Here is a 26,640-nt window from a genome sequence, read left to right as displayed (position 1 = left end):
TAATGATTTTTGAGAATTCTGAAGATAAAAAAACTAATCTAAACAACAGTGAACAACAAGAATCTGAAAAAATTTCTAGTGAGTCAGTCGAAAATAACCTTGAAAATTCAGCCCAAAAAATAGAAACTGAAACAGAAAATAATGAAAAAAACGGCAAAAAATCACGTCGTTTTTTAAAAAAAGAATCTAAATTAAAAGACCTTGAAAATCAAATCCAATCACTGACCACAAAAAACATTAGTCTTGAAATTGAGTCCTTAAAATTAAAAGACAAAATCAAAAAAATTGAGGATGACTTTAAATCTCAAGTGAAAATTTTCGAGGAAAAAGCCGCTCAAAAAGTTAAAGATATTAAATCTGAACTTCAAGCTAAATTTGAAAACGACCAAAATCACATAAAAAAATACAGTTTACAACCCTTTTTTGAAGAGTTTATTTCACCATTTTTAAATCTTAAAAAAGCAATTTCATATGGTTTAAATGCAGAAAATCCCGAAACTTCTTCATATGTAAAAGGATTTGAGATGCTTGTTGGTCAAATTGAAAATGTTATGGAAAATTTTGGAATAACAAAAATAGTGCCTGAAATAGGAGGTTTTTTTGATTCCTCAGTACACGAAGTTTATGAAGTTTCTGATGGGGAAAAAGATAAAATTTCTGACATAATTTCAATTGGATATAAACTTCATGATCGGGTTGTAAAAACAGCGCTTGTAGTTGTTGGAAACACAAATGAACAAAAAAATTAGTAACCAAATATCCGAATTTTTTATCAAAAATAATTTAATTTTTGATAAAACCAAGATAATAGTTGAAAAATCGAAAAATTTCGGCGACTTTAGTACAAATGTAGCTTTAATTTTTTCAAAGCAAAACAAATTAAAACCTTTAGAACTTGCAGAAAAAATTAAAAACTGATTAGATCAGCAAGATTTAGGTCTTGAAAAAATCGAGATAGCATCACCTGGATTTTTGAATTTTTTTGTATCCAAAACAGAATACTCAAAAATTGTCAAAAAAATAATCGATCAAAATGAAAATTTTGGCCGAAGTTTTTTATCAAAAAAAATAAATGTGGAATTTGTTTCGGCTAACCCGACTGGATTTTTGCACCTTGGTCATCTCAGAAGCGCTGTTATTGGTGATATTTTGTCAAATATTCTTGAATTTTCAGGTAATTCTGTTCTTCGTGAGTATTATGTAAATGATTTTGGGTCTCAAATTGACAAATTAGTTGGTTCAGTTTTTGCCCGTTATCAACAAATTTTTAAAGATATTCCTCTTCCAGAAGAATCTTATCTTGGTGAAGAAATTATTTTAATGGCCAAAAATTTTTTTGACGAATATGGTAATAAATTCGAATCATCAAGTCTTGAAAACCCCGAAATTTACAGCATTTTTCGCCAAAAAGCTCTTGATTTTTTTCTTAGTGAAATAAAAAAAGATTTATCAAATTTATCTATTAAATTTGATAAATTCACATCCGAAAGTGATTTATTTTTATCCGGAAATGTTCAAAAAACCCTTGAAAATATAGGTTTTACATATAAAAAAGACAACGCCCTTTGACTAAAAACATCAGATTTTGGCGATCAAAAAGATCGCGTTTTAATAAAAAACGGCGGTAACTACACTTATTTTTCAAGTGATATTGCCTATCATTTACATAAAATTAATTCAGAATTTAAGCCCAATATTTTAATAAATATTTGAGGAGCAGACCATATTGGCTATGTTGACCGTGTAAAAGCTGCCCTAAAAATTGCTAATCAAGAAAATAAATTGCAGATTTTACTATATCAACTTGTAAAATTAGTAAAAAACGGCAAAGAATTTAAAATGTCCAAAAGAAAAGGACAAACTTTTACAATCAAAGACCTTCTTCAAGTCGCAAATGCTGATGCAATTCGTTATTTTATTGCTGAACGGGGGTATAATTCGCTTGTAGAATTTGATGTAGACTTAGCAAGTAGCATAAATTCACAGAATCCGTTGTTTTTAATCCAATATGCTCATGCTCGTGCAGTTAATTTGCTGGCTAAATCTAATTTAAATGTCGAAAATCTAGAGACATTTAAATTAGAAAATGAAACTAATTTAATTTCAAAATTAAACCAATTTGAGGAAATTGTTTTAAAAATAGCAAAAAATTATAAAATTAATTTGCTACCAAAATATTTACTAGAACTAGCTAACCTCTTTAATTCTTTTTATTCTAATACAAAAATATTGAATAATTCAGACACAAATAATCTTTTATGTTTAACAAAAGCTGTCTCAATTGTTTTAAAAAATGGATTAAAATTACTTGGAATAAAGGCAAAAGAAAGGATTTAAAAGATGAAAACTATAATTTCAATAGCAATAAATTTTCTAAAAAACCGAGAATCTGCCCATTTTAGCGACATTTTTCTTGAAGTTCAGGTGGCCTTGATGTCAAAATGAGAAAATCAATTACCTAATTTATCCACAGATAAAATTTTAACTTTAAAAAGAGGTGAGCTCTATAAATTATTAACAATTGATGGTAGTTTTGTTGCTTTGGGCAATAATTATTGAGCCCTTAGAAGTGATATTTTAATTTAATTTATTTTTTAAAGGTGTAAAATGAATCTACAAAATACAAAAGCAATGTTGGAAAAAGCCCGTAAAAACAGATACGCAATTCCACATATTAACATAAATAATCTTGAATGAACAAAAGCCGCACTTCTTGGTGCACAAGCTAAAAAATCTCCTTTAATAATCGCGACCTCAGAAGGTGCGCTAAAATATATGGGAGGTCTAAAAACCGTTTATAATTTAGTGACAAATTTAATTGAATTTTTAGAAATAACAGTCCCTGTTGCCCTTCATTTAGATCACGGAAGTTTTGAAACTTGCAAAAAAGCTCTTGAAACAGGATTTACTTCAGTTATGTATGATGGTTCAAGAGAAAAATTTTCAAAAAATTTAGAACTAACAAGAGAAATTGTTGAGCTTGCAAATTCAAAAAATGCAACAGTTGAAGCTGAAGTTGGTCAAATTGGTGGCGAAGAAGACGGAATTGTCGGAAATGGCGAAATTGCTGACGTTGATCAAGCATATGAAATTTCCAAAACTGGAATTACTTGCCTGGCTGCCGGAATTGGTAACATTCATGGTGTTTATCCCTCTAGTTGAAAATCTTTGGACTTTGATGTTTTAGACAAAATTTCTGAAAAAACTCAACTTCCACTAGTTTTACATGGTGGTAGTGGTCTTCCAAAAGATCAAATTCAAAAAGCAATCAAATTAGGAATTGCAAAAATTAATGTAAATACTGAACTTCAACAGGCCAATGCTGCTGCTGTAACAGATTTTGTTGTTTCTGGAAAAATTAAAGAAGGCAAAAATTTCGATCCTCGAAAATTATTAGCCCCAGGAACAAAAGCGATCCAAGAACTTGTTGAGGCTAAAATTGTCGAATTTGGTTCAGAAAATCAAGCATAATTTGGATGATAGAATTTAGCGTATCTGAAAATCAAGTAGGCCAAAAACTTATTCAATTAGTCAAAAAATTGCTTTTGAATTTCAATTACAACGAAATTCAAAAGCTTTTTCGTAATAAAAAAATAAAGGTCAATAATAAGGTTGAATCACAAAAATATTTGCTGGCTTTAGGTGACAGAGTTTTGATTTTTAACTCTAAAAAAGAAGTTGAAAATCAAAAAAAGTTACCTAAAATAAAGGCAAATTTAAAAATAATTTATCAAGATTCAAATGTTTTGATTGTTGAAAAACCTAAGGATTTACAAGTTCATGGCGGTGACAGAAATCTTGATTTGGCCGTTTGAAATTATTTAAAAATAGAAAAAACCGACGTTTTTATGCCTTCGCATGTTGGGCGTCTTGATAAAAAAACATCTGGAATTATTTTATACGGACTTAATTATAAAAGTGTTGTTGAACTTAATAAAAAGCAGAAATTTTTTGAGAAAATTTATACCTTTGAGTCAAAAATAAAGCTAAAAAAACCTATAAAAACCGATCTTTTTATAAGGAAAAACGACCTTAATAAAAAAATGGAAGTCTGCAAAAATCAAGTAGGATGCCAGCTTATTTCTACGACATTTTTTTTTAAAAACAAAAGAAATTTTGCGATTTTACATACTGGCAAAAAACATCAAATCCGAGTAACTTTATCACACCTGGGCTTCCCGATTTTTGGTGATGAAAAATACAATGGCGAGCAAAAAAATCGCTTATTTTTGCATTCATTTTCTTTAAAATTCAATAATTTAGACGGCTTTTTATCTTATTTAAACGGCAAAAAATTTGTCTCAAAACCAGAATGATGAAAAGTATAGATTTTCATCATTTTTTACTTAAAATTCAAATTAAACCCTAATTTCTAGTATAATTTTAAGTTTAATATAAATTAAAATAACAAAATTGGAGGCAAAATGGATAGAGAAAAAATAATTAAACTTGCAAAATCGCTTTATTTTGTTCCTAGTGAAAAAGTAATTGAAACCGTTTTACAAGAAAAAGATCAAATGCTAGAACGAATTAATTTTTTGCATACTTTTGATACAAAAGACGTTCCTAACTTGGAAAAAATTAACTCTTTACCAAAAGGAATTGAAATTTTATTCGATGATGAACCAAATTTTTCTGATTTTAGATCTCAACTTTTTACAAATTCAGTCCATGCAAATCAAAATGAAATTATAACCAAAAAGGTGATTGATGACTAAATTTGAACTAAATATAAACCAAGCGACTGAAAAATTAAAAAAAGATGAAAATAATGCTGTTTTTTCTTTTTTTGAGCTAAAAAATCAAAAAAAGGGAATATTATCAGGCATGTTTTTTAGCATAAAATCAAATTTTGCCACCGCTGAAGGAGTCTCACATGGTTCATCAAATTCGCTTATTAATTTTAGACCCGGATATAATTCAACAGTTTTTCAAAAATTAATTGATCAAGGAGCCCAGCCATTAATTAAAGTTTATAACGACGAATTAGGTCTAGGTGGTAAAGGTCTTTTTTCTTTTTTTGGTAAAATTTTAAATCCACTCGACAAAACCAAGTTAGTTGGTGGCTCATCTTCAGGAAGTGCGGCAACAATTGACTCTGTCCATTTTGCAATCGGCTCAGACACCGGTGATTCAATAAGAAGACCGGCTAGTTTTTTCGGAAAAGTCGGTTTTAAGCCGTCATATGGAGCCGTTTCTCGCCATGGTTTGTTTGCTTATGCAACTTCTCTTGACACAGTCGCTTGACTTACCCACAATGTTAGTGATTCGATTTTGGTTTCGCAGACAGTTTTTGGCCAAGATGAAAATGACTTAACTTCTGTTGAAGTACAAGTCCAAAAAGTTGAAAAAACTAAGCCAAAAAAAGTTTTATTTTTAAATTTTGATGACGAAATTGAACCTTATGTTAAAGAAAAACTCTATAAATTACAGCATATTTTACAATCTGAAGGTGTTTTGGTTGAGAACATCATCCCTGATTTAAATTTACTAAAAACAATTTTACCGGTTTATGAAATAATTTCTTATTCAGAAGCTACTTCAAATTTATCAGCAATAAACGGTTTAACTTTTGGAAATACAGACAAAAATCTAAAATGAGAAGATATTTTCTTAAAAACAAGAACAGACGGATTTGGCTTTATGCTTCAAAAAAGACTGATTTGAGGATCTTTTTTTCTTGAGCAGAAAAATCAAGAGCACTTTTTCATTAAAGCAAAAAAAATTAGAACCCTAATTAAAAATTATTATGAATCATTTTTGAATCAGTTTGATATAGTGCTTTTCCCTGCTTTTTACGGCGTTGCGCCCGATGTTTTTGGAAAAAACAGTGAAAAAAGTGACCAAATTACCAATTTTATACTTGCAATTTCTAATTTAGTCGGAAATCCTTCGATAACAATCCCATTAGGAAAACACAAAAATTTACCTTTTAATCTAGCCATTGACTCAAAAATTAACTCTGATGCAAGTTTATTAGGTTTTTCACTTTATATTGAAGAAAAAATAGGTGACATTAATGTTGAATAATAAATATTTAGTAACTATTGGGGTTGAAATTCACTTAGAACTTAACACAAAGGCAAAAATGTTCTCAAATTCACCAAATTCGAGTGGTCAGCCTAATAAATTTTTTAATCTTTTTGACTTAGGTTATCTTGGAACATTGCCAAAAATAAATAAAAAAGCTGTCGAAAAAGCAATAATTTTAGCAAAATCCTTAAAAATGGAAATTCCGTCAGTACTGGCTTTTGACCGAAAAAATTATTTTTACCCTGATTTGCCAAAAGGTTTTCAAATTACCCAGCAATTTTATCCAATTGGAAAAAATGGTTCAATAAATGTTGGCGATTTTACTGTTTTGATTGAAAGAATTCACCTTGAAGAAGACACGGCCAAGCAAATTCATAAAGAAAATCAAACATTTTTTGACTATAATCGCTGTGGGGTTCCTTTGATTGAAATAGTGACTCATCCGATGCTAGATTCGGCCGAAAAAGCTGCTCAATATGTTGATGAAATCAGAAAATTAGCTTTATTTTTAGGCATTTCTGATGCAAAACTAGAAAATGGTTCGCTTCGAGCTGATATAAACATTTCAGTTCGTGAAAAAAATCAAGAATTTTTTAACCCAAAAGTTGAAATTAAAAACATAAATTCAATTTCTAACATTCAAAAAGCTGCTCAACTTGAAATTGAAGAGCAAATTGATACTTATGAAAAAGGCCAAAAAGTTTCTCAAGTAACTAAAAAATTTAACGACAAATTAATAAAAAATCAAACACTGAGAACCAAAACGGATGCCATAGATTATAAATATTTTCCTGAGCCAAATTTACCTTATATCGAACTGACAAAAGAATTTATTGACTCTATCCAAGTCCCGCTTAGTCCTTTAGAAATCCAAAAAAACCTTGAAAAATACGGTGTTTCTACATTTTATATTAATCAAATTTTAAATAATTTTGAATTTTGAACTTTTTTAAAAAATTCAAATCCAGAAAATTGATCCCAAAATGTAAAATTATTTTTTGCTGAAATAGTTCCAATTATTAACAAAAACGGTTTTGACCAGCTTTTTATTGACCCCGATTTTTTTGGAAAATCAGTCAAAAAATTGCTAGATAATCAAATAAACAACAGCGATTTTCGTCAAATAATTGAAATAAAAAATAAAGAACCTAACTTAGAACTTGAGATTATTATAAAAACAATTTTGGACAAAAAATTATCTGATGACGAGATTAAAAGCCTTTTGGCTGAACTTGTTAGTGAAGAAACTAGTCAAATTGAGCAAAATAAAAACAATAAAGAAAAATTATTTAAAATTTTGATAGGTAAATTAATCAAAAAAACAAAAGGCAATGCTGATCCTAAAAAAGTAAATCTGATTTTGACTCAGTGGCTAAAAAATCTTTAAAAATAAAATCATTTTTAAATGAATTTTTTTGCCTAAAATTACATATAAACATATAAAAAACAGCGATTTATGATATAATTATGTATCTATAAACAAAAATAAATAAGGAGAAAGGATGCACGAAAAAAACAAAAATTCATTAATATTAGCTCTGACCGCTGTTGGTGGTGTTGCTATTTTTGCAACAACGATTGGGCTTGTAACTCGAATTCGCTATACAGGAGAAAATCCGCGAGCTGAGTTAGAAAATTTAGTTTCTCGAATCCAAAATGTTGCCTTTAAATCTGATGTCTTTGATGATTCTACCACATATAGTCAAATAAAAGCACAACTTTTTGACGACAGTGGAAAATTATTAGCTGGCACAAATTTAAATAAATTTATATCTTTTTACACACAAGTTAATTCCAAATTACGCAAATTTGAGCCAACTTTTGCACCAAATAAACCATTTTTAGAATTTGTTGACTTAATTCCAAACGATAATGATCAAAGTTTTGAGCTTCGTTTCCGCGCAAAACACCAAATTGACAATAATCACACCGCATTTTCAACAATAATTTCTAAAAAAGTTTCATTTGCACAACGTTCACAATTTGCTCTTGCCGACTTTAATTCAAATTTAGAAAAAATTACTAAAAGTTTCAAAGAAAACATCCAAAATTTAAGAAGAACAGGTTTTAGCTCTAATTTTTCAAGTCCTAATTTAATTGATCAAAAAATCGCATCCTTAACCCGTGTTGAGGATTTTGCCGCTGACATTAATAAAGCCGGAACTCAACTTGAGGCAGTTGAAAAAATATCTCAATATTTCCCGGATTTTCAAAAAATAATTAACGAGTTAAATTTTGATCAAAATAATTCTTTCCCTTTTAAACAAGGAACAATTTACAATTTTAGTTTAGAAAAACATCCTGGAACAAATAATTTTATTTCAGTTGATTCAAACTCAGTTCCAAGTTTTTTAGTTAAAGCTGAATTGACTGATGATGCAAAATTTGAGCTTAAAAATTTCAACATTGAGGACGCTCAGTTACTTGAAAAAATTGACTTAGTTCCCCAAGTTAGTTCAGGTTCTGAATCAAGTCAAGATGCAAATAATGAAGGAAAAGCTGACGAATCTGGCGAAAAACAAGCAAAAAAAGCAACTTATTTTGCTGATTTAGATGATATTTTATCTAAAATTTCACTCAAAAAATTAAATTTTCTTGATTTTAAAGTTGCTCCAGGGACAATTGCGCAAACTTCTACAAATGTTGCGGCTAATTTACTTTCCTCATCAACTCCTGAGTCATTACCACAACTTCGGCAAGTAAGTTCAGTCCAATTATTTCAAGAAGAAGGACAACAAGAAGGGCAAGGAACTGAAGGAACCCAACCCCAAGTTGATTCTTCAGAACCAACCCCCGCTCCTGAAACAAAAACTGAAAGTTTTGAACAATTTATTGACAAACTTACCGTTAATTCAACTACTTCGATAGAATTTTTAGAAAAAATAAATAAAGATCTTTATAAATCAAATCAAGATCAATCTAAATCTGTTGTAAAAGCGATTGAAGACAGTCTTTTAATAAATCCGATTTCTCTTGATTTTGGTGAATTTTCTCCATATTTTGCACAAAAAAAAGTATCAGGAGTTGATTTTCAGCTTGATATTAATAAAGCAAAAGCAACCTCAAGTACTCTTGAAATTCCGGTAAATATTAACCTTTATTCAAGTTTTTTTGGTGATAAAAATCCTAAACTATTAAGATCAAAAAAAGACACTTTTGAAATAAAATATTTCAAACAAAATGATGGAACAACTGGAACAACTCATCAACTTGACAAAAATCGTCAAGATTTTTACTTTATTAATTCATTACCAGATAATTCTACTCAAACTCAATCAAGTCAAACTTCATCAACTCAGCCTAAAATTCATGAAGAAAAAATTGTAACCGCAACTTCATTTATTTCCAAAGCTGAGTTAGAAAAATTAATTGAAAATGATAATCAAAAATCTGAAGAATTAAAGCAAATTTTATCAAATCAGTTTCAGTATGGATATGACTTTAATCCTCATGAATCAATGCTAAAATCATGAACAGGAAATCAAAAATTCCCTAAATTACATGATTTTTCTGATTTTCAATCTGATGATCAAACAAGCGCACAATTTGGAATTAAATCATTAAAATCTAAGAAATTTTTCACAAACGAGCATGATGTTGCTGCTTTTTATGCTTATTTATTAAGCATGGAGCCAACTGAAATTTTGGAATATCTTTTTGAAATTGCAAAATCAGCAAACTTAATCGATCCTAATGAAAAAATAAATGTAAATGACATCAAAGAAGGTAACATTTTTAGAACCGCAGAAGGTATAGAATTTAAACCTGAGTCTAACATTATGGGTCTAGATTTTAACGGTCATGTTAAAACTTTTGATAAAAGAGGTTGAATTTCTAACTTATTTTTACCAAAAACTATTGCTGACAAATTCAAAAATAACCGTGATGATGACAAAATTTTTGAAGAACTTAACAAAATAAGTCCAGCAAAAATCCAACAAGATTCTTCAGGAAGTGCAACAGGTCAAACCGAAGATATCTACAAAGATATTCGTGAAAATACTAAAAAAATTAATCAAACTAATAACACTTCAAGCTCAGGAAGTGGAGTTTTAGCACCAGTTTCAACCGACGCTGGTCAAACTGAACAATCTGTTAAACCTGTTGAAGAATTAGTAAAAGATTTTTACTCAACAAAAACTGAAAAACTGACTAATTTAAAAGATTTATTACTTGCATTTTATGTTAAGGCTAAAGAACTTAATAATTTTAGAGCTTGAGCAAAAGTTAGTTCAGATTTAGATTATCAAATTGTTTTTGAAAAACAAACTGGTGCAGCAAATTATTCAACAGGAACCGACATTCCAAGCGGATCTGAAGGGTACAATCTTACTTATTATTACAAAATTTTCAATAAAGAAACTAAGGTTGAAGAATATCAAAGCCCTAAAACATCTTTAAAAATATTAGTTTCTAAAACAGATCAAAAACAATCTGAAGAAAAAAAGACACTAAATAAAGCAGTTTTAAGTATCCCACCTTCTTATTCATTGATTCAATATGGAAAAACTGAATTTGATAAAATAGCTACCCAAACTGGTGGTGATCAAGCTTCAAAAAAAGCTTTTGAAGATACAAAAGAATTTAAAGAAATTCAAGAAATTATTAAAAAACACGATCCAAATTTAGTCCTTAGTGTTAAATCTGAAACAAAAGATGTTTTTCATCCTGAAACAACAAAAATAGTTCTCCTTGAAGTTACCAAAAAAGCTCAAAGTGAAACTGAATCTACCGAAAATTCAACCCAAAGTAGTGAAAAATCTCAACTTAATTTTCAAATTAGAATTCAAAAACTACCAGAGCCTGTTAAACCAGCTACTTCAGAAACAACCTCGCCAGCTCCAGAAGCAAATTCACAAACTTCAGGAGCAACAAGTTCAACAACTTCAGAAACAAGTTCAAGTGGTTCAGAAACAACAACAACCCAAACCCAATCATCATCATCAAGCTAAATAATCAATTACAACCACATAATTTTTAGAAAGTAGAAAGACATGCTTAATAAAATAAACAAAATAAAAAATGCAAAAACAATAATTTCAACAGGTTTTTCGATCACAGCAATTCTTACAACGATTGTTGCAGTTCCAATTGGTCTAACAATTTTTGAGCGTTCATATAGTTCACAAATTTTTGGTAATGTTGATAAAAATGAGGTTGTTAGTCTAAAAACTCAGACAACTTTTAGCGAGGAAGATTTTATTAATGCCCTTAATAATCTAAAATTGCACGATGAGTACAAAAATTTATCAGCAAAAACAGCCCTTTCACTGGCTAAAAACCCTTCATATGCTTTTAATTTTTTAAAAGCATATGACTTTAGTCCAATTACTAAACACAATTTTCGGGTAGTTTTAGATATTGAAAAAGCAAATCCCTCTGGCACTGAAGTAAAAAATGTTGTAGTTTATGCTCATTCAGATCCACTAAAGCTTACTTATTCAAAACAAGTTGACCTTAAAGGTTTTGCCCAAAGCGATAAGGCCGATGGTGATTTAGTTGGATTCCAAATTGATCTTGAAAAATCAAAATTAGAACTTTCCGCAGCAAAAAGTTCTAATTTGACAGCTTCAGAAGTTGCTTTTAAACTCGACAATGATTTTCAAGCTTCCTATAAAATATCACGCTCAAAATCTCAAGCATTTTCTGATGCTTTATTCCAAAATGGATTAACTTATAATTTGGTTAACGCTTTAGGTTTGCCAACAATTTTGGAAAAAGGTTATGTTTTGTCGCCAAAAACAGTTGAAAACCAAAAAGCTAAACAAGAAAAAATGGTTATGATTGGTGATTCAGACACCAAAAGAGTTGATAGTTTAATGAATGTTAAAAACTTGGTTTTCAAAAATCATGACGATAAAGCCGGAACTCTTTCAATTTCTTTTGAGTTAATTGACCCGACCGGAAAAATTGTCAAAGAATTTGACTTCCCAATTTTAGGAATTAAAAAATTAAGTGTTGATGTCAAAAATGTTGACCAACAAATTCTTTCACAATTTAGTGATTTAGTTCAATTAAAACCTTTAGTTCAGCTTGCGCTTGTCAAAGATGATCTAAGTTTGGCCCAAACCATTTACAACACCGATAATAAACCCGTTAATCTCGCCAAAGTCTTGAGCAAAATTACGCAAAACTCTCAAGAAATTGGACGACATAATCAAGTTTCAACCCAACTTTTCCAGAATTCAGGGCAAAATTCACAAGCTAATGATGACAAAGTTGAAATAAACCGCCAGGATTTCAATGCTTTTTTCAATTTAAAGTCTGACAAAATCCAAATTCCTGGTCTTGATGGTTATTTTGTTGAAATTAGCAACATTAAATTAGCAGAAAATTTATCCCAAGCTCAAAAAGATAAACTTTTAAAAGAAAATAAAGTTTCTTTTGAAGTTGATTTTAGTCTAAAAAAACAGCTAAATATTCAAGCACCTTACCTTGAAAGTGAATTTGTTAAGTCAAATTATCCGAAAGTTCTTGAATCTTCGCTTGCAAGTTTAGGAAAAGGAAATGATTCTAAATTTGTTTTAGTTGATCTTGGTTCTTCAAAATCTAGTTTTGAAGTTCAACTTGATTATGATGAAAATCAGCGAAAACTTCTAAATTCTGCTTTAAAACAAAATTCACAAATTGACTTTTCAAATCTAGACAAAATTGATTTTGAAGATCCAAAAATTCAAAACCTTAATCCTCTAGCTAAAACTTTTGAATTCAAAGAAAATCCTAATGGTCCAAAATTAACTTTAGAATATGTTAAATCTCTAGTTACAGAAGTTGTTGAAGATGCTAAACAACAAAAAACATTTGATCAAGTAGCTAGAAAACTTTATTTCTTAGATCACGGATACCAACCAGAAGATGTTGCTAAATTAGAAGAATACAAACAAAAATATTCAGCAATGTTTTCTAAAGGTGAGAAAAAATCTGAAGAAAAAGATAAAAAAGAAGAAAAAACAACACAAGATCAAACTGGAACCACACCTCCAAACACAAATTCAGCTCAACCTTCAACTTCAGATCAAGCTTCATCCGCACCTCAAACTCCAACTGACGGATCAACAGAAACTAATTCCCAAACAACAACCGGTGGATCAACAAGTGCTGCTGCTTCTGCAGCAACTCCAACCCCAACTCCTGCTGCAACCCCTGTAGCAGCAGCCGCTTTTCAGGATTTACCTCAAGAAACATCAACTCAAACTCAAACAGATGAAAAAGCTAAAACACCTGAAAAAACTGAAACTACAGATGGTTTAGGTATTAAGCTTTGGTCATTTTTACAAAAATCTAACTATCCAGAATTAGAAAATTCTGATGTTTCTTATGATGTTGTTAAAAATTCTAACAGTCAAATTGATGTAGTTATGAGTTTTAGTCCAAAAACAACTGGAGAAACTACAACAAAACCAGCAAAATTAATTTTTTCAATTCAAAATCTTGAAGACAATCAGTCTTATGATTATTTAGTTAAATATAATCCGCTACTTCTTTTTGATTTTAGAAAAAATCAAATAACTGAAAATGGAACTGTTTCAAAAATTTCATCATTAAATCGAACAGATGTTGAAATTGAACTAAATAGTAAAATAACCGAAGAAACTGAACAGGCTGAAGAGGCGCAAGAGGAAGAAATGTCAATATCAACCTCAATGCCGGTTGCGGATGCAGCTCAAACGAGTCAAACTACCACTCCAACTCCTGTTCAAAATACCGCTACCCCAGAAGATGGAATAATACTAAAAAAACCTGTAATTTTAGGAAATGGTACCCAACCTGCACTTAAAAATGGTGTGGTAATGTTAGCTTTTAGCCTAAAAAACATTACTAAAAACAAAAAGACTCATTTACTTTCATCTAAGGATGGTAGAGGTTTATTTATTTCAAAACTTGATTTTAATAAAAAAGAGACTTTAGTAATTGGTCTAGACCAAAATGGTTCTCAAGCCGCATCAGGCGCACTGGCCATCCCAGTAGTTGGCCTAATTTCTGGAGTTCAAGGTAACGCGGTTGGACTTTTTGAAATTAAAGACAACCTTTCTAAACTTGAAAAAAGTAATATAGCATCATTAGATTTTGATGTTTTTTCTCAAAAAAATATCAATTTAACTAACCAAAGTGCTAATTTTGATTTACTTAAAGAAGATGATTTATTATTTTTAACTATCTCTAAAAAAGATACTAATTACACATTTACTTTAAGTTCATCTCGTAATCCATTGTCTCAAAAAATTGTTTCTAATTTAAATTTAGAAGATACAAACCCTCAATTATTTAATAGCCACCTTGATTGAAGTTATTTAGGTCCAAACCCAGAAGACAAATCCGATTCTACAGTAACTGTTCGTGGTCTTGCAATTTATGATTCTATAGATTCTGCAAACCAAGAATCAATCTCTCAAGAACTTACAAATGCATTTATTAATGAACTAACTAGATAGTTTTCCTACCTGTAAAAAAAAAAAAAAAATATTTTGCACAAAAATTTTTTTTGTGATATAATTATAAACATAACAGTAACAATAGCAAAAGGGATCACCTGAACCCATTCCGAACTCAGTAGTTAAGCCTTTTTACGCCGACGATACTAGAAATAGGAAAATAGGGAGTTACTGTTTTTTTATTTTCTTAAAAAAACAGTAAAAATAACAAAAAATAGTTAAAATAAGCCAAAAAACGGCTAAAAATAGCCAAAAAAGAGTTAAATTATGACTTTCAGTCAACAAGCAAAACTTGAAATTTTAGCAAATCGACTAACTCGACCAAAATTTAATTCCTTAGTTAAAGGTTTAATTTTTTCATCATCGCTAGATGATGATTCAAACTTTTTTATACTAAGAATTAACAAAAATGAAATTAATTCTCGATTAATTGAAATTTTTCGAAAATTTCAATTGTTTTTTTCAGAAACTAAAAAAAACAAAAATTGGATCTGTATTGAGAAAAAATTAATTAAAATTGACAAAACACCTGAGAATATTCAATATTTTTTTGCCGGACTTTTCATAGGAGGAGGTTCGATTTCACCCTTAGGGTCAAAATCTTACCACCTTGAAATTTCATTTTTAGATAAAACAAAATGTGAAAAAGTTCTAAATATTTTGCGCCAGAATCAATTAGAATTCACTTTTAAGCAAATTTTTTATCAGAACCGCTTAAAAATTTACTTAAAAAAAGTTAACGAAATAATTTATTTTTTAATGGCTATCGGTGCACTTGAACAAGCTTCAAAATTAGAAATTTTGAGAATTGAACGTGATCATTATCTTAATGCTAACAGAATCACAAACTTTGACATAAAAAATGCCAAAAAGATAAGTGAATCATCAACAAACTTTATTAAAAAATGAAATTTAATTAAAAAATACAATCTAACATCGCAATTTAGCGACCAAGAATTAATTTTCTTTGAAATGAGGAAAAAAAATCCTGAATTAAGTTTACAAGAAATTTGTGAAATTCTAAAAAAAGAGTATAATATTATTAGAACAAAAGCAGGCCTAAACTATTGGCTTGTGAAGTCTAATAAAATTTTAGAAAAAGGAGTGAAAAATGCACAATAGAATTATTTTTGACCGCAAAGATTGACGTGCTTATAGCCGTGCAGACGAAGCTACAAAAAAACTAACAAATAAATTGTTGTCTTTTTCTATTATGTGATTAGGGGTTGCAATTTTACTTGTTGGCTTAATTACGTTTGCAATTTTATCAATAGACTCATTATTTGCAATTTATTTAAGATTAGTTAGAACTATTACATCAAGAACTACAGGGATTTTACTATTTTTTGTTTTACTTTTAGGAGTAAATTTTGGGGTGTCATATTATATAAATAAATGAGCATTAGCCGATAACCCGCCAACAATCGTTCTTGTTTTACTCTTTTTTGTTTTTGTAATGGCTAATTCTATCCTTCTTCCGTTAATTTTCGCTGTTCAAATAGCCTTAGGGCAAGGTAGCTATATAATGATAGCAGTTGGTGGTGCTGGTGGTTTAATGGCCTTAATTGGAATTTTAGGTTATTTCCAAGTTATCAATTTTGGTAGATTATTACCTTTAATTTTCATTGGTCTTTTTATTGAATTAATTCTTTTAATTGTTTCCTATTTTGTTTTTTCTTCATTTGTAGACACCTTATACTCATTTGTTGGTATTACAGTTACATTAGGAATGATCGGATATGAGTTTTGAAGTATCAGAAATCAATCATCAATAATTTTAGGCAATTACAATAGTCATACAGAAATTAAACGCGTTTTCTTAAGATTAGCAATCTGAAATGCACTTAGTTTATATATTTCTTTCCTTCGTTTAGTATTACACATATTAAAACTTTTGAATAGACGTTAAAATATATAATTTAGTCTCTATTTTCAAATATTTTTTAAGGATTTTATGCAAAAAAAAGTAATTTTAGTTGATATTGAAATTGAAAAAGGGTCAAACATCAAATATGAAATTGACCCTAAAACTAAAAAATTAGTTGTTGATAGAATTCTTCGTGGTGATTTTGTTTATCCGGCTAACTATGGGAGCATTCCTGAGACACTAGATTGAGACGGCGATCCATTAGATGTTTTAGTTTATTCTAGTCAAAAATTTTTACCCGGATCACAACTAAACGCTAGAATTTTAGGCGCCCTTGAAATGATAGATGACGGCGAGATTGACACAAAATTAATTGCAGTTCATCATGATGACTATCGTTTAGATCATATTAATTCAATGGACGGTCTACCTCAGGAGTGATTAGATTCAATTCATTATTTTTTTAGCAATTATAAAAATTGAAAACGACCCGGAATTACAAAAGTCTCAAAATTTATTTCTCTTGATGAGGCGATTAAAGAATTTGAAACTTGCACTAAACTTTATGAAGATTTTCACCATTATTCAAAAGAAGATTTTCTTAAAGCAATGCAAGAAAAATTCCCGGAAAAATATCAAAAATAACCCAAACACATTTTTTTGTTAGTATGCAAAAAAATGTGTTTTTTTATGATATAATAAAAAAATAACAAAAAACATTATTAAAATTTTAGAGGAGAATATGAAAACTAAGTGAAACAAGTTTTTAAAACTAGGTTTAGTTATGCCAATTTCTGTAATTGGAGTTATTGCTAGTTGCGGTAATGGTAACTCAAATGATGGTGCAAAACAAACTCCTGAATCACCAAGCAACCCAGGTTCAGGCCAAACACAAACAATTACCGATGTTTCCAAGATTTCTAATTTAGTTTCATCCCGCAAAGATGAAATAAGCGCAGCAAAAGCAGATCCTTCCAAACATTTTGCAATGAATATCGCAATTGTAACAGCTGATGGAACTGTTACTGACAAGTCTTTTAATCAGTCAAGTTGAGAAGCGATTCAACAAATTGCCGCAATAACAGGCGGAGAAATCACTTCGATTGATAGTAGTACTGATAGTTTATCACAAAAATATAATTCCTTAATTAACACAAATAAAAACATTTGAGTTCTTTCTGGATTTCAACATAATGAAGCTCTACAATCTTGACTTGCTATTCCAGAAAATAAACAATCATTTACTAGTAAAAAAATAATTGTTATTGGAATTGACTTACCTGGTTTGGATGATGTAATTCCGCAAGGTCAATACATCCGTTTAAATTATAAATCTGAAGAAGCAGGATATCTTGCAGGTTATGCAAATGCAGCATTTTTAGCCGCTAAATATCCAAATGATGCAGCCAAACGTTCTGCAATAACCGTAGGTGGTGGTGCTTTTGCTGCTGTTACTGACTTTATTGCTGGATATTTGGCCGGAATTAAAGCATATAATGCCGCAAACCCTACCAAAAAAACTAAAATTACCGCTAATACAATCAAATTAGATACAAATTTTGCTGTCAATGCAACAAGTAAACAAACACTTGAAGGTTTAGCGGCAAGTGGTTCTCCTTCAACGTTGCTAGCAGTGGCCGGTCCACTAACAGGTGTTTTTGCAGATATTGCCGCAGGAGATCATGATCGTTTTTTAATAGGGGTTGATACTGATCAGTCACTTGTTTATACAAATGCAACAAGAAGATTTTTCACATCAATTTTGAAAAATTTAGGATATTCACTTTTTTCAGTTCTTGCCGATCTATACACTAAAAAAACAAATTCAAAATATTTAGGCGGATTTGTTCAATCTCAAAAAAATGCATTTGTAAAACTTGGATATAAGGATAAATTTGTCGACATTGCCAATCCAACCCTACCAGATTCAGATAAAACTTTATCCAATAAAGCAATCGAAGATGCAAAAAAACATTTTGATGAAAAAACAGCAAACTCAACTGATGTTCGTAAAACATTAGATATTCCAGAAATGGACAAAGATCAACAAGCTCGAATTGATAAGCTAGTTTCTGAAATTAATAAATAATTTCAGCGCTTTTTCAAATCAAGAAAAAAATCCAGGCTATTTTGTCTGGATTTTTTAATTTTTTTTGCTAAAATTTAATTAAATGGACAGAGAAGAAAATGTAATTGAGTTTATTGGCGTTTCAAAAAAATTTGGCAACTTTTTTGCTAATAAAAATATTAGCTTTAAAGTTAAAAAAAACACAATCCACGCACTAATTGGGGAAAATGGTGCCGGAAAATCAACACTTATGTCCACTCTTTTTGGAATTTATACACCAGATGAGGGACAAATAAAAGTAAACGGAAAGCAATCATTTATTGACAATCCTAATCGTGCAAGCGACTTAGGAATAGGAATGGTTCATCAACATTTTAAACTAGTTGATGCTTATACTAATTTTGAAAACATTATTTTAGGTCAGGAATTTACCCATCGCGGTGTTCTAAATCGACAATCTGCCCGTGAAAAAATAAAAAAAATACAGCAAATTTACAATATTGAATTTGATTTAGACCAAAAAACTGGCGATGCTTCCGTGGTTGTAAAACAGAAAATTGAAATTATAAAAATTTTATATCGCGACTCAGATATCTTAATTTTTGACGAACCAACAGCAATTTTATCACCACAAGAAATTGATTCCTTTTTAGATATTTTAAGATTTTTTATTAAAAACGGTAAAACAATAATTTTTATATCACATAAATTATCTGAAGTTAAACAAGTTGCAAATTCCGCGACCGTTTTGCGTCATGGCGAAGTCGTCGCTAACTTTGAAAATCTCGAAAACATTAGTATTTCCGAGATGACTGCGGCAATGGTTGGTAAAAAAGTTGTCAGCTCAAAAAATTTACTCAAAAAAGATTTCACTCAAGTTGGACTAAAAGTCGAAAATCTTAGTGCTTCTTTTGATAAAAAAATCGAAAATTTAAACTTTGAAATTCATAAAGGTGAAATTTTTGCAATTGCAGGTATTGAAGGCAACGGTCAACTTGAGGTCGAACTTGCAATTTCAGGTCTAATTAATTCAACAGGTAAAATTTTGGTTTATAATCAAAAAAACGAACCTATAAACTTAGAAAATTCAAGTGTTTCTTCTCGTTTTGGTTTGATTTCTTATGTTCCTAGTGACCGCCATAAATACGGAATAGTTTTAGATTTGCCAAATTTAGATAATTCAATAATAAGAAACATGCGAAATGAAAAATATGTTTCAAAAAAATACATAAAAACTCAAAAAGTTCAAGAATTATACGATAAAATTGTTGAACTTTTTGATGTAAGAGGTGATAAAACCGGCCAAAAAAATTCTCGACTTTTATCTGGAGGTAACCAGCAAAAATTTGTTCTGGGCCGCGAAATTTTAACTGATCACGAAGTACTTTTAATAGTTCAGCCAACTCGTGGACTTGATATCGGGGCGATAAATTTAGTTCATCAAAAAATTCTTGAAGAAAAAAGCGAAAATAAAACAATTTTACTCATTTCATACGAGCTTGATGAAGTTTTGGCCCTAGCTGATACAATTTGCGTTATCAATAAAGGACAAATTTCTAAAAAATATTTTGCAAATGAAATTGACCGTTACAAAATAGGTAGACTAATGGCAGGTTTAAATCATGATTAAGAAAAAAATTAATTTTTCTATTTTTTCTAATTTTTTCTTTAAAAAATTAGAAAAAAACACCTCTAAAAGCTTATCTGAAAAGATTTTGTCTACTTTTTGGGCAATTTTCTTTGGAATTTTAGTTTCTTTTATTTTTATCTGATCATTTGGATACAATCCGCTTAGAGTTTATTATACTATTGTTTTTAAGATCGCCTTTGCCTGAAATGAAGTTAGAAATTTGCTATTAATTACGTCAATTTTCATTTTTGCTAGTATTGCAATTGCAATTCCTTTTAAATCGGGGTTATTTAATATCGGTCTTCCGGCGCAAATGATGATTTCAGGGATAGTTTCCTTGATGATTGTTTTAAATTTGACATCAATTAATATTTATGCTCGGTTATTAATAGCCGCACTTTTAGGTATTTTAACAAGCGGAATTCTGGGTGCACTAGTTGGTATTCTTAAATCTTATTTGAAAATAAATGAGGTTATTTCAACAATTTTATTAAATTGAATAATTTTTTATATCGGTAAATTTTTCCTTACATCAACAAGTCTTGACATCGGATTTAAAACTACAACACTAACTTCACAAACTATAAACGAGACGGCATTTTTAACATCAATATTTTTAACCCTTAATTTTTCAATAATAATGCTATTTTTATCATTATTATTTGCATTTTTAATCTGATTTGTTTTGCAAAAAACTTCAATTGGCCTTTCAATAAAAATTACTGGTCAAAACAAAGATGCTGCAAATTATGCCGGAATTAATAACAAAAAAACTACTATAGCCGTGATGACTTTTTCAGGAATTGTCGGCGGGATTGCCGGTTTTGCCTGGTATGTTTTTTACAGACGATCCTTTACAATTCAGGCTGGAATGCCACGAGAAGGTTTTGATGCTATTTTATTAGCGCTTTTAGCCTTTAATTCACCTTTTGGAATAATCCCGATATCCTTTTTTTACTCAGTTCTTCTAATTGGAACAAATGCACTTGAGGCTCATTCAATCGCCCTAAATCAACAAACAACACAAATTATTATTGGAATTATAGTGTATTTATCTGCTATATCCGTTATCTTTATTCATTTTAAGCCTCTAAAATGAACGATGAATGTTTGATACTTGTCTAGAACAGGCCGATTTTTCAGTGCTAAAAATGCAAAAAATATAAACACAAAGCCAACAAGCCCTGGCCACAGTAATTTAAGTTTATTGCTGATAAAACCTGAAAAAAAGGAAAAAATTAGTAATTTGCAAACAGAAATTACTAATTTTGAAAACATTAAAGCAGAACTTTTAACTTTATTTTTAGACCAAAAAGTTAATATTTTTTGAATTTACCGAAAAATTCAAAAAATAAATATTAAACTTTTCTTATTAAAAAGAGCGTACTTAAAAATTAAAAATTATGAGAATACTGCAATTTGAAAGCAAAAAAAGAAAGAATTAAAAAACAATTTTGACCTAGATTCAGCACTCAAGTCTAAAAATGTTGAAGAAAAATTAGCCTTTTTTGAGCAAATTAACCAAAAAAGGCGTAAATTAAATATCGAACTAAATGAGTTAGGTTACTTTGATGCTAAAAATAATTTCAATGCCTTTTGACAGCAAATTATTGAACATCACTTGCAGTTTCGCAGTTTAAAATCTGAAATTATTCAAAATTTTAAAGCAGACCAAAAAGCTAAAAAACCTTTAAAAACGGAGGAAAAATAATGACTTTAGAAACAGTTATTCCAATTTTAGCACTTTTCTTTGTTTTTTTCTCAATAATAACAACCGGATCGATAGCAGGACTTTATAGTGAAAAAGCTGGGGTTGTAAACATTGCAATCAACGGAGTTATGATTATTGGGGCGACAGTTTATGGTCTTTTTTCAATTCTTTTTGATGTTTCAAACATGGCGATGCAATTGATTTTAATCCCACTTGCAGCGCTTTTTTCAGGATTATTTTCGCTACTGCACGGATTTTTAACAATAAAACTAAAAGGAAATCATATTATTTCAGGGGTAGCGCTTAACATTTTGGCGCCAGCAATTGCATTTGCACTGCTTAAAATTTATGGAAATAGTAGCCGCTTTGAGTCACCAGTAAATGAACTTGCCTTTGGCCCACACAGAACATTTTTGAACATTTTTTCACTAAAATTACTAATTGTAACAGCGCTAATTTTTGTAACTTGGTTTGTTTTTTCCAAAACAAAATTTGGACTTAGATTTTCAGCTGTTGGGGAAAATCCACATGCCGTTGCTGCAGCTGGAATTAATGTCAATAGAATGAAATGGCTTGGAGTTTTTCTTTCAGGTCTAATTGCCGGAATTGCAGGTGCTTTTTATTTCCAGTATCTCGGCTCTTCTTTTACAGGCGACGTTCAGGGACTAGGATTTTTATCGCTAACAATTTTAATTATGGGCCGTTGAAAAATAATTTTAATTGTAATTTACGGCTTAATTTTCTCATTTTTATACACAATTTCAATTAGTCTAGCCGGAAATTTTGGTGACTTTTTAGCAATTATTGAAGCTGCACCATATTTAGTTACAATTTTGATTTTAGGTCTTACTTCCAGAAAAGATCTAGCGCCAAAAGCACTCGGAATACCTTATGATAAATCTTTAAAATAAAACTTAAAAATTTATAGTATAATTCTAAATCCTTATCAAAAAATAAAAACAGCATTCACGAAAAAATATTTCAAGGTTTTATTATGTACAAAAAATTTTTCGAAGGTATTATTGAAGTTATTACCGGCCCAATGTTTTCGGGCAAATCTGACGAACTAATTAAAAGAATAAAAATTCTAACTTATGCAAATATTAAGATTTTAGTAATAAAGCCTTTAATTGACAACCGTTTTTCTGATTGCGAAATTGTTTCGCGCTCAGGTCTGAGAATTCCAACTTTTAGCGCCAAGACAACTCAAGAAATAAAAGATCTATTTGCAAAAGAAAAATATGGGGCAATTGCAATTGACGAGATTCAATTTTTTAGCGAAGATATTATCCCCTTTTTGGACAAAATTGCAAACAAAGGAATCCGCGTGATTGTCAGCGGCCTTGACCAGGATTTTCGCCGTAAACCTTTTGGGGTTTTGCCAAATTTAATGGCAATTGCCGAAAATGTCACAAAATTACAGGCAGTTTGTACAATTTGCAAACGCGCTGCAACCACAACGGCTCGCCTGGTTAAGTCAGAAAAACAAAACTTAATTGGTGATAGTGCCGAATACGAGGCGCGCTGTCGTGCCTGCCATAACTTGTAAAAAAAAAAAAAAAAATATTTTTTCTACTAATTCAAAATTTTGTGGTAAAATTGTTTTTTGCAAGTGCAAGTGTAGTTTAATGGTAGAACTTCAGCCTTCCAAGCTGACTGTGAGGGTTCGATTCCCTTCACTTGCTCCATATCAGGTTGTCCAAATTCTCAAAGAAAAGCGCGTAGGCGCTTTTTTTATTAACATTTTATACATTATTTTTTCAAAATAATGTATAATTTAAAAAAGATTTAATTTCTTAAAAAGGAAAAAAAATGGAAATAATTTCAGGAACAGTAATAGACAAACTTGGTTTTCACGCCCGCCCTGCTTCAAAAGTTGCAAAATTAGCAACAACATTCAAATCACAAATTAAAATCATATCTGGTGAAAAATCAGGTAATGCCAAATCAATTATGAATATAATGGCTCTTGGAATTAAAATGGGATCAAATTTTACCATTGAAGTTTCAGGTGAAGACGAAATTACTGCCGCAAAAGCGATCAAAGAATTAATTATTGCTGAAAAATTAATTCTTGAATAAACAAGTAAAAACCTTGTATAAATAGTAAAAACACTGCATAAAATAAACCGACAAAACGTCGGTTTATTTTATTTTTTTGCCAGGTTTTGCCAAATCTTACCGAAAATTGAAAAAAAAATATATTTTTCAATTATTTTCTAGCAAAACCTATAAAATAATGTAAAATTATGGTAATTAATTTGATTTTTTGCGTTATCAATTTATCAAATTAATTATTTTATATATAAAAAAAGAAAGGAGAAAAATGTCCATTTCACTTAAATCAGTTTTCAGTGAAAAAATAAGAAAGAGCACCAACAACTCTGGCGCTGGGAAATTGCGTAAAATTTTGTCCAAATTATCTGGCGCTTTTATGCTTCCAATCTCAGTTATGTCCATTGCTGGTCTGCTCTTAGGAGTTGGTGCTGCGATTGCAAACAACGCCGAATCGCTTCATAACCTTAAACAATTTGGGCAATTTATCCAAGCCCTAGGTGATGCTGTTTTTGCCGGTTTACCAGTTTTATTTGCGATTGCCTTTGTTATTGCCTTTACTGATGAGTCCGGTGTGGCTGTTTTTGCAACATTAATTGGATATCTTGTTTTCTCATCAGTCCAAACAGTCTTTATCACTGATGTTGATATTCCTGATCCTGCTGATGCTAAAAAAAGCATTGGTAAAGGGGTTTCTATTTTATTCTCTGGTGCAGGGCGTGATCCAGCCGGATTAACAAGGCTTGTTGGTGGTGCTCTCGGATTCAGGGCGCTTCAAACCTCAGTTTTTGGTGGAATAGCTGTTGGACTTGTTGTTCAATATCTATATAATCGCTTTCATACAATTCAATTACCACAAATGATTTCATTTTATGGAGGTAAAAGATTTGTTGCATTAATCACAATTCCAGTAATGGGGCTTTTAGCTTTTGTTTTCCTAATTTTCTGACCATGAATAGGAATTGGGCTTAACCTCTTTGGTGCTTCACTTGCAAAAGTTCCTTATGGATTTGAGTCATTTATTTTTGGTTACATCGAAAGATCTCTAATTCCTTTTGGTCTACACCATGTTTTCTACGCGCCACTTTGATTTTCATCAGCCGGAGGAGATGCAGGTGCAACTATCGCCGATTGAGCAAAAGATCAAGGAATTGAAGTTATCCAAAAAACTACAGAAGCCGCAAATCAAACACAAGTAATTTACGAAGTAGTTGCTAGTGGTAAAGTAATTCCTGGTGTTTCACTTAAAGAAATTTTACTTGACCATGCTCAAAATAAAGATAAATTTGTTGGTGACTCAACAGCATCAATTTATTTATTGAAATTTGCTAACACAATCGATTACACCGAAGATGGAAAAGCAGTTTCAATCCCATTATTTACCTTTTTAGAAAACCATGGTTTCAAAGTTGGTAGATTTGCTGATGGTAAATTCTCAGGAATGATGTTCGGTCTTCCAGCAGCAGCAGCGGCCATGATTATGGCAGCGCCAAAAGAAAATCGAAAAGTTACTGCAGGAACTGTTGTTCCAGCAGCAGCAACTTCATTTGTAACTGGTGTTACAGAACCGATTGAATTTACATTCCTATTCCTATCTCCACTACTTTTCTGAGGATTCCACGCATTTATGATGGCCCTTTCCTTCATGTTTGCGAATTTAGCTGGAGTTCACATTCCAATGGTCTTCTCAGGTGGAGTTCTTGACCTTTTAATTTATGGAGCCGTTCCTGTCCAAAAAGGTACAAATTTCTGGTGAGTTTTAGTAGTAGGGCTTGCTTATGCACCAATTTACTACTTTGTTTTCCTTTTTGTTATCAAATGGAAAAACCTTGAAACTCCTGGAAGAGGAACAAACACCAAATTATTTACAAAATCTGATTATTTAGCACGTAAAGATAGTTCAAAATCTGCCTCATCAGTTGACCCACAAGTTCTTGCGATCGTTGATGGATATGGTGGAATTGATAATATTACCAATTTTAATAACTGTGCATCACGTCTTCGTTATGACATTAAAGATTTATCACTTGTTGACGAACAAAAATTAAAAGCTGCCGGCGTTGTTGCTATAAAAGTTGAAGGACAACACCATGTTCAGGCAATTTTAGGGCCAATCGCTGAGCAAATGAATGCAAAAATTAATTCCCAACGTGATTTAATTAAAGCTATGTCTCAAGACGAAATTGACGCAATTTTGAAAAACAAACCAGCTAAATCTATGCCAGAAAAAGTTGAAATGACTAAGTGTGAAAACAAAACTTGCCACTTGCCAGAAGAAATTTATTCTCCAGCAATAGGTGAATTAATTGAATTAGCTCAAGTAAAAGACGGCGTATTTTCTGAAGAAAAATTAGGAAAGGGTTTTGCAATTCGTGTTGGAAACACCGGTAAAAAAGACATTTTTTCACCAATTAATGGTCAAATTAAAATGGTCTTTAATACCAAACACGCAATTGGATTTGCTTCTAAAGATAATAAAACCCAAGTTTTAATTCACATCGGAATTGATACTGTCGAACTTCATGGTCAAGGTATTGAGGTTTTTGTTGAAGCTGGCCAAGATATTAGTGTTGGAGATAAAGTTGCTAGCGTTGATCTTGATTATTTAACTCAATCAGGAATAAAAAATACCGATATTATCGTTGTTATTCTTCATGAGTCAGATAAAAAAGAATTCCAATTTAAAGTTCCCTTACAAAACATTAATCAACTCCCAGTGCTAGTTGGTCAATCATTACCAACCAAAAAACAATAAAATTGGTCTCTAAATTTTAGAATATTTTTGTAAAAAAACCGCGATTAACCTCGCGGTTTTTGTTTTAAATTAACTTTAGGCTAAAATAT

Annotated in this window: 20 protein-coding genes, 1 tRNA gene and 1 rRNA gene; all 22 read left to right on the top strand. The window is 30.6% G+C overall.

The annotated features are described in order from the left end of the window. Positions 1 to 2 precede the first annotated feature (2 nt). The gene (locus tag V3255_RS03855) at positions 3 to 749 is read left to right on the top strand and encodes a nucleotide exchange factor GrpE (RefSeq protein ID WP_303571440.1); all 747 of its coding nucleotides are present in this window, start codon (positions 3 to 5) and stop codon (positions 747 to 749) included. After that, positions 733 to 2,337 (top strand): arginine--tRNA ligase, encoded by a 1,605-nt coding sequence (gene argS, locus V3255_RS03850; RefSeq protein WP_341516250.1) that lies wholly within the window; start codon positions 733 to 735, stop codon positions 2,335 to 2,337. The genes V3255_RS03855 and argS overlap by 17 nt, the downstream gene beginning before the upstream one ends. Positions 2,338 to 2,340: 3 nt before the next feature. After that, on the top strand, positions 2,341 to 2,586 hold the full coding sequence (rpoE, locus tag V3255_RS03845) for a DNA-directed RNA polymerase subunit delta (RefSeq protein WP_044284293.1): 246 nt from the start codon (positions 2,341 to 2,343) through the stop codon (positions 2,584 to 2,586). Between the two features lie 21 nt (positions 2,587 to 2,607). After that, the gene (gene fba / locus V3255_RS03840; RefSeq protein WP_333503609.1) at positions 2,608 to 3,471 is read left to right on the top strand and encodes a class II fructose-1,6-bisphosphate aldolase; all 864 of its coding nucleotides are present in this window, start codon (positions 2,608 to 2,610) and stop codon (positions 3,469 to 3,471) included. A gap of 5 nt (positions 3,472 to 3,476) precedes the next feature. Continuing rightward, a complete protein-coding gene (locus V3255_RS03835) occupies positions 3,477 to 4,328 on the top strand; it encodes an RluA family pseudouridine synthase (RefSeq protein ID WP_333503608.1) in 852 nt (283 codons plus the stop codon). A 96-nt stretch (positions 4,329 to 4,424) separates the two neighbouring features. After that, on the top strand, positions 4,425 to 4,718 hold the full coding sequence (locus V3255_RS03830) for a glutamyl-tRNA amidotransferase (RefSeq protein ID WP_333503607.1): 294 nt from the start codon (positions 4,425 to 4,427) through the stop codon (positions 4,716 to 4,718). Beyond that, positions 4,711 to 6,030, top strand: coding sequence for an amidase family protein (locus V3255_RS03825; protein ID WP_341516249.1), 1,320 nt, complete (start codon positions 4,711 to 4,713; stop codon positions 6,028 to 6,030). Before V3255_RS03830 ends, V3255_RS03825 begins: the two co-directional genes overlap by 8 nt. After that, positions 6,020 to 7,420, top strand: a complete 1,401-nt coding sequence (gene gatB / locus V3255_RS03820) for an Asp-tRNA(Asn)/Glu-tRNA(Gln) amidotransferase subunit GatB (protein ID WP_333503605.1) — start codon at positions 6,020 to 6,022, stop codon at positions 7,418 to 7,420. The genes V3255_RS03825 and gatB overlap by 11 nt, the downstream gene beginning before the upstream one ends. 115 nt (positions 7,421 to 7,535) lie before the next feature. After that, positions 7,536 to 10,985: a P97 family adhesin gene (locus V3255_RS03815; RefSeq protein WP_341516248.1), complete on the top strand. Its 3,450-nt coding sequence runs from the start codon at positions 7,536 to 7,538 to the stop codon at positions 10,983 to 10,985. 42 nt (positions 10,986 to 11,027) lie between these two features. Continuing rightward, complete coding sequence (locus tag V3255_RS03810) at positions 11,028 to 14,465, top strand: P110/LppT family adhesin N-terminal domain (protein WP_341516247.1); 3,438 nt, start codon at positions 11,028 to 11,030, stop codon at positions 14,463 to 14,465. A gap of 71 nt (positions 14,466 to 14,536) precedes the next feature. Beyond that, positions 14,537 to 14,642, top strand: a 5S ribosomal RNA gene (gene rrf / locus V3255_RS03805). Between the two features lie 90 nt (positions 14,643 to 14,732). Further along, positions 14,733 to 15,587 (top strand): DNA-binding protein WhiA, encoded by an 855-nt coding sequence (gene whiA / locus V3255_RS03800; RefSeq protein WP_303535771.1) that lies wholly within the window; start codon positions 14,733 to 14,735, stop codon positions 15,585 to 15,587. Next, positions 15,577 to 16,374: an MAG0110 family membrane protein gene (locus V3255_RS03795; RefSeq protein ID WP_303535768.1), complete on the top strand. Its 798-nt coding sequence runs from the start codon at positions 15,577 to 15,579 to the stop codon at positions 16,372 to 16,374. Before whiA ends, V3255_RS03795 begins: the two co-directional genes overlap by 11 nt. 45 nt (positions 16,375 to 16,419) lie before the next feature. Next, on the top strand, positions 16,420 to 16,977 hold the full coding sequence (locus tag V3255_RS03790) for an inorganic diphosphatase (RefSeq protein WP_337903009.1): 558 nt from the start codon (positions 16,420 to 16,422) through the stop codon (positions 16,975 to 16,977). Between the two features lie 97 nt (positions 16,978 to 17,074). After that, the gene (locus V3255_RS03785; protein ID WP_341516246.1) at positions 17,075 to 18,421 is read left to right on the top strand and encodes a BMP family ABC transporter substrate-binding protein; all 1,347 of its coding nucleotides are present in this window, start codon (positions 17,075 to 17,077) and stop codon (positions 18,419 to 18,421) included. Between the two features lie 82 nt (positions 18,422 to 18,503). Next, a complete protein-coding gene (locus tag V3255_RS03780) occupies positions 18,504 to 20,030 on the top strand; it encodes an ABC transporter ATP-binding protein (protein WP_337898653.1) in 1,527 nt (508 codons plus the stop codon). Further along, positions 20,023 to 21,741, top strand: a complete 1,719-nt coding sequence (locus tag V3255_RS03775) for an ABC transporter permease subunit (RefSeq protein ID WP_341516245.1) — start codon at positions 20,023 to 20,025, stop codon at positions 21,739 to 21,741. The genes V3255_RS03780 and V3255_RS03775 overlap by 8 nt, the downstream gene beginning before the upstream one ends. After that, positions 21,741 to 22,652, top strand: a complete 912-nt coding sequence (locus V3255_RS03770) for an ABC transporter permease (protein ID WP_303438031.1) — start codon at positions 21,741 to 21,743, stop codon at positions 22,650 to 22,652. The genes V3255_RS03775 and V3255_RS03770 overlap by 1 nt, the downstream gene beginning before the upstream one ends. Positions 22,653 to 22,735: 83 nt before the next feature. Continuing rightward, the gene (locus tag V3255_RS03765) at positions 22,736 to 23,290 is read left to right on the top strand and encodes a thymidine kinase (RefSeq protein WP_044284307.1); all 555 of its coding nucleotides are present in this window, start codon (positions 22,736 to 22,738) and stop codon (positions 23,288 to 23,290) included. Positions 23,291 to 23,355: 65 nt separating this feature from the next. Then, a tRNA-Gly gene (locus tag V3255_RS03760) sits at positions 23,356 to 23,429 on the top strand. A 124-nt stretch (positions 23,430 to 23,553) separates the two neighbouring features. Continuing rightward, positions 23,554 to 23,823: an HPr family phosphocarrier protein gene (locus V3255_RS03755; RefSeq protein ID WP_010321031.1), complete on the top strand. Its 270-nt coding sequence runs from the start codon at positions 23,554 to 23,556 to the stop codon at positions 23,821 to 23,823. Between the two features lie 244 nt (positions 23,824 to 24,067). Next, positions 24,068 to 26,551, top strand: a complete 2,484-nt coding sequence (locus V3255_RS03750) for a glucose PTS transporter subunit IIA (protein WP_337903006.1) — start codon at positions 24,068 to 24,070, stop codon at positions 26,549 to 26,551. The last annotated feature ends 89 nt before the right edge of the window (positions 26,552 to 26,640 follow it).

Source organism: Mesomycoplasma ovipneumoniae, from assembly GCF_038095975.1.
GTDB lineage: Bacteria > Bacillota_I > Bacilli_A > Mycoplasmatales > Metamycoplasmataceae > Mesomycoplasma > Mesomycoplasma ovipneumoniae_C.
This window is presented reverse-complemented; position numbering and strand designations above follow the sequence as displayed.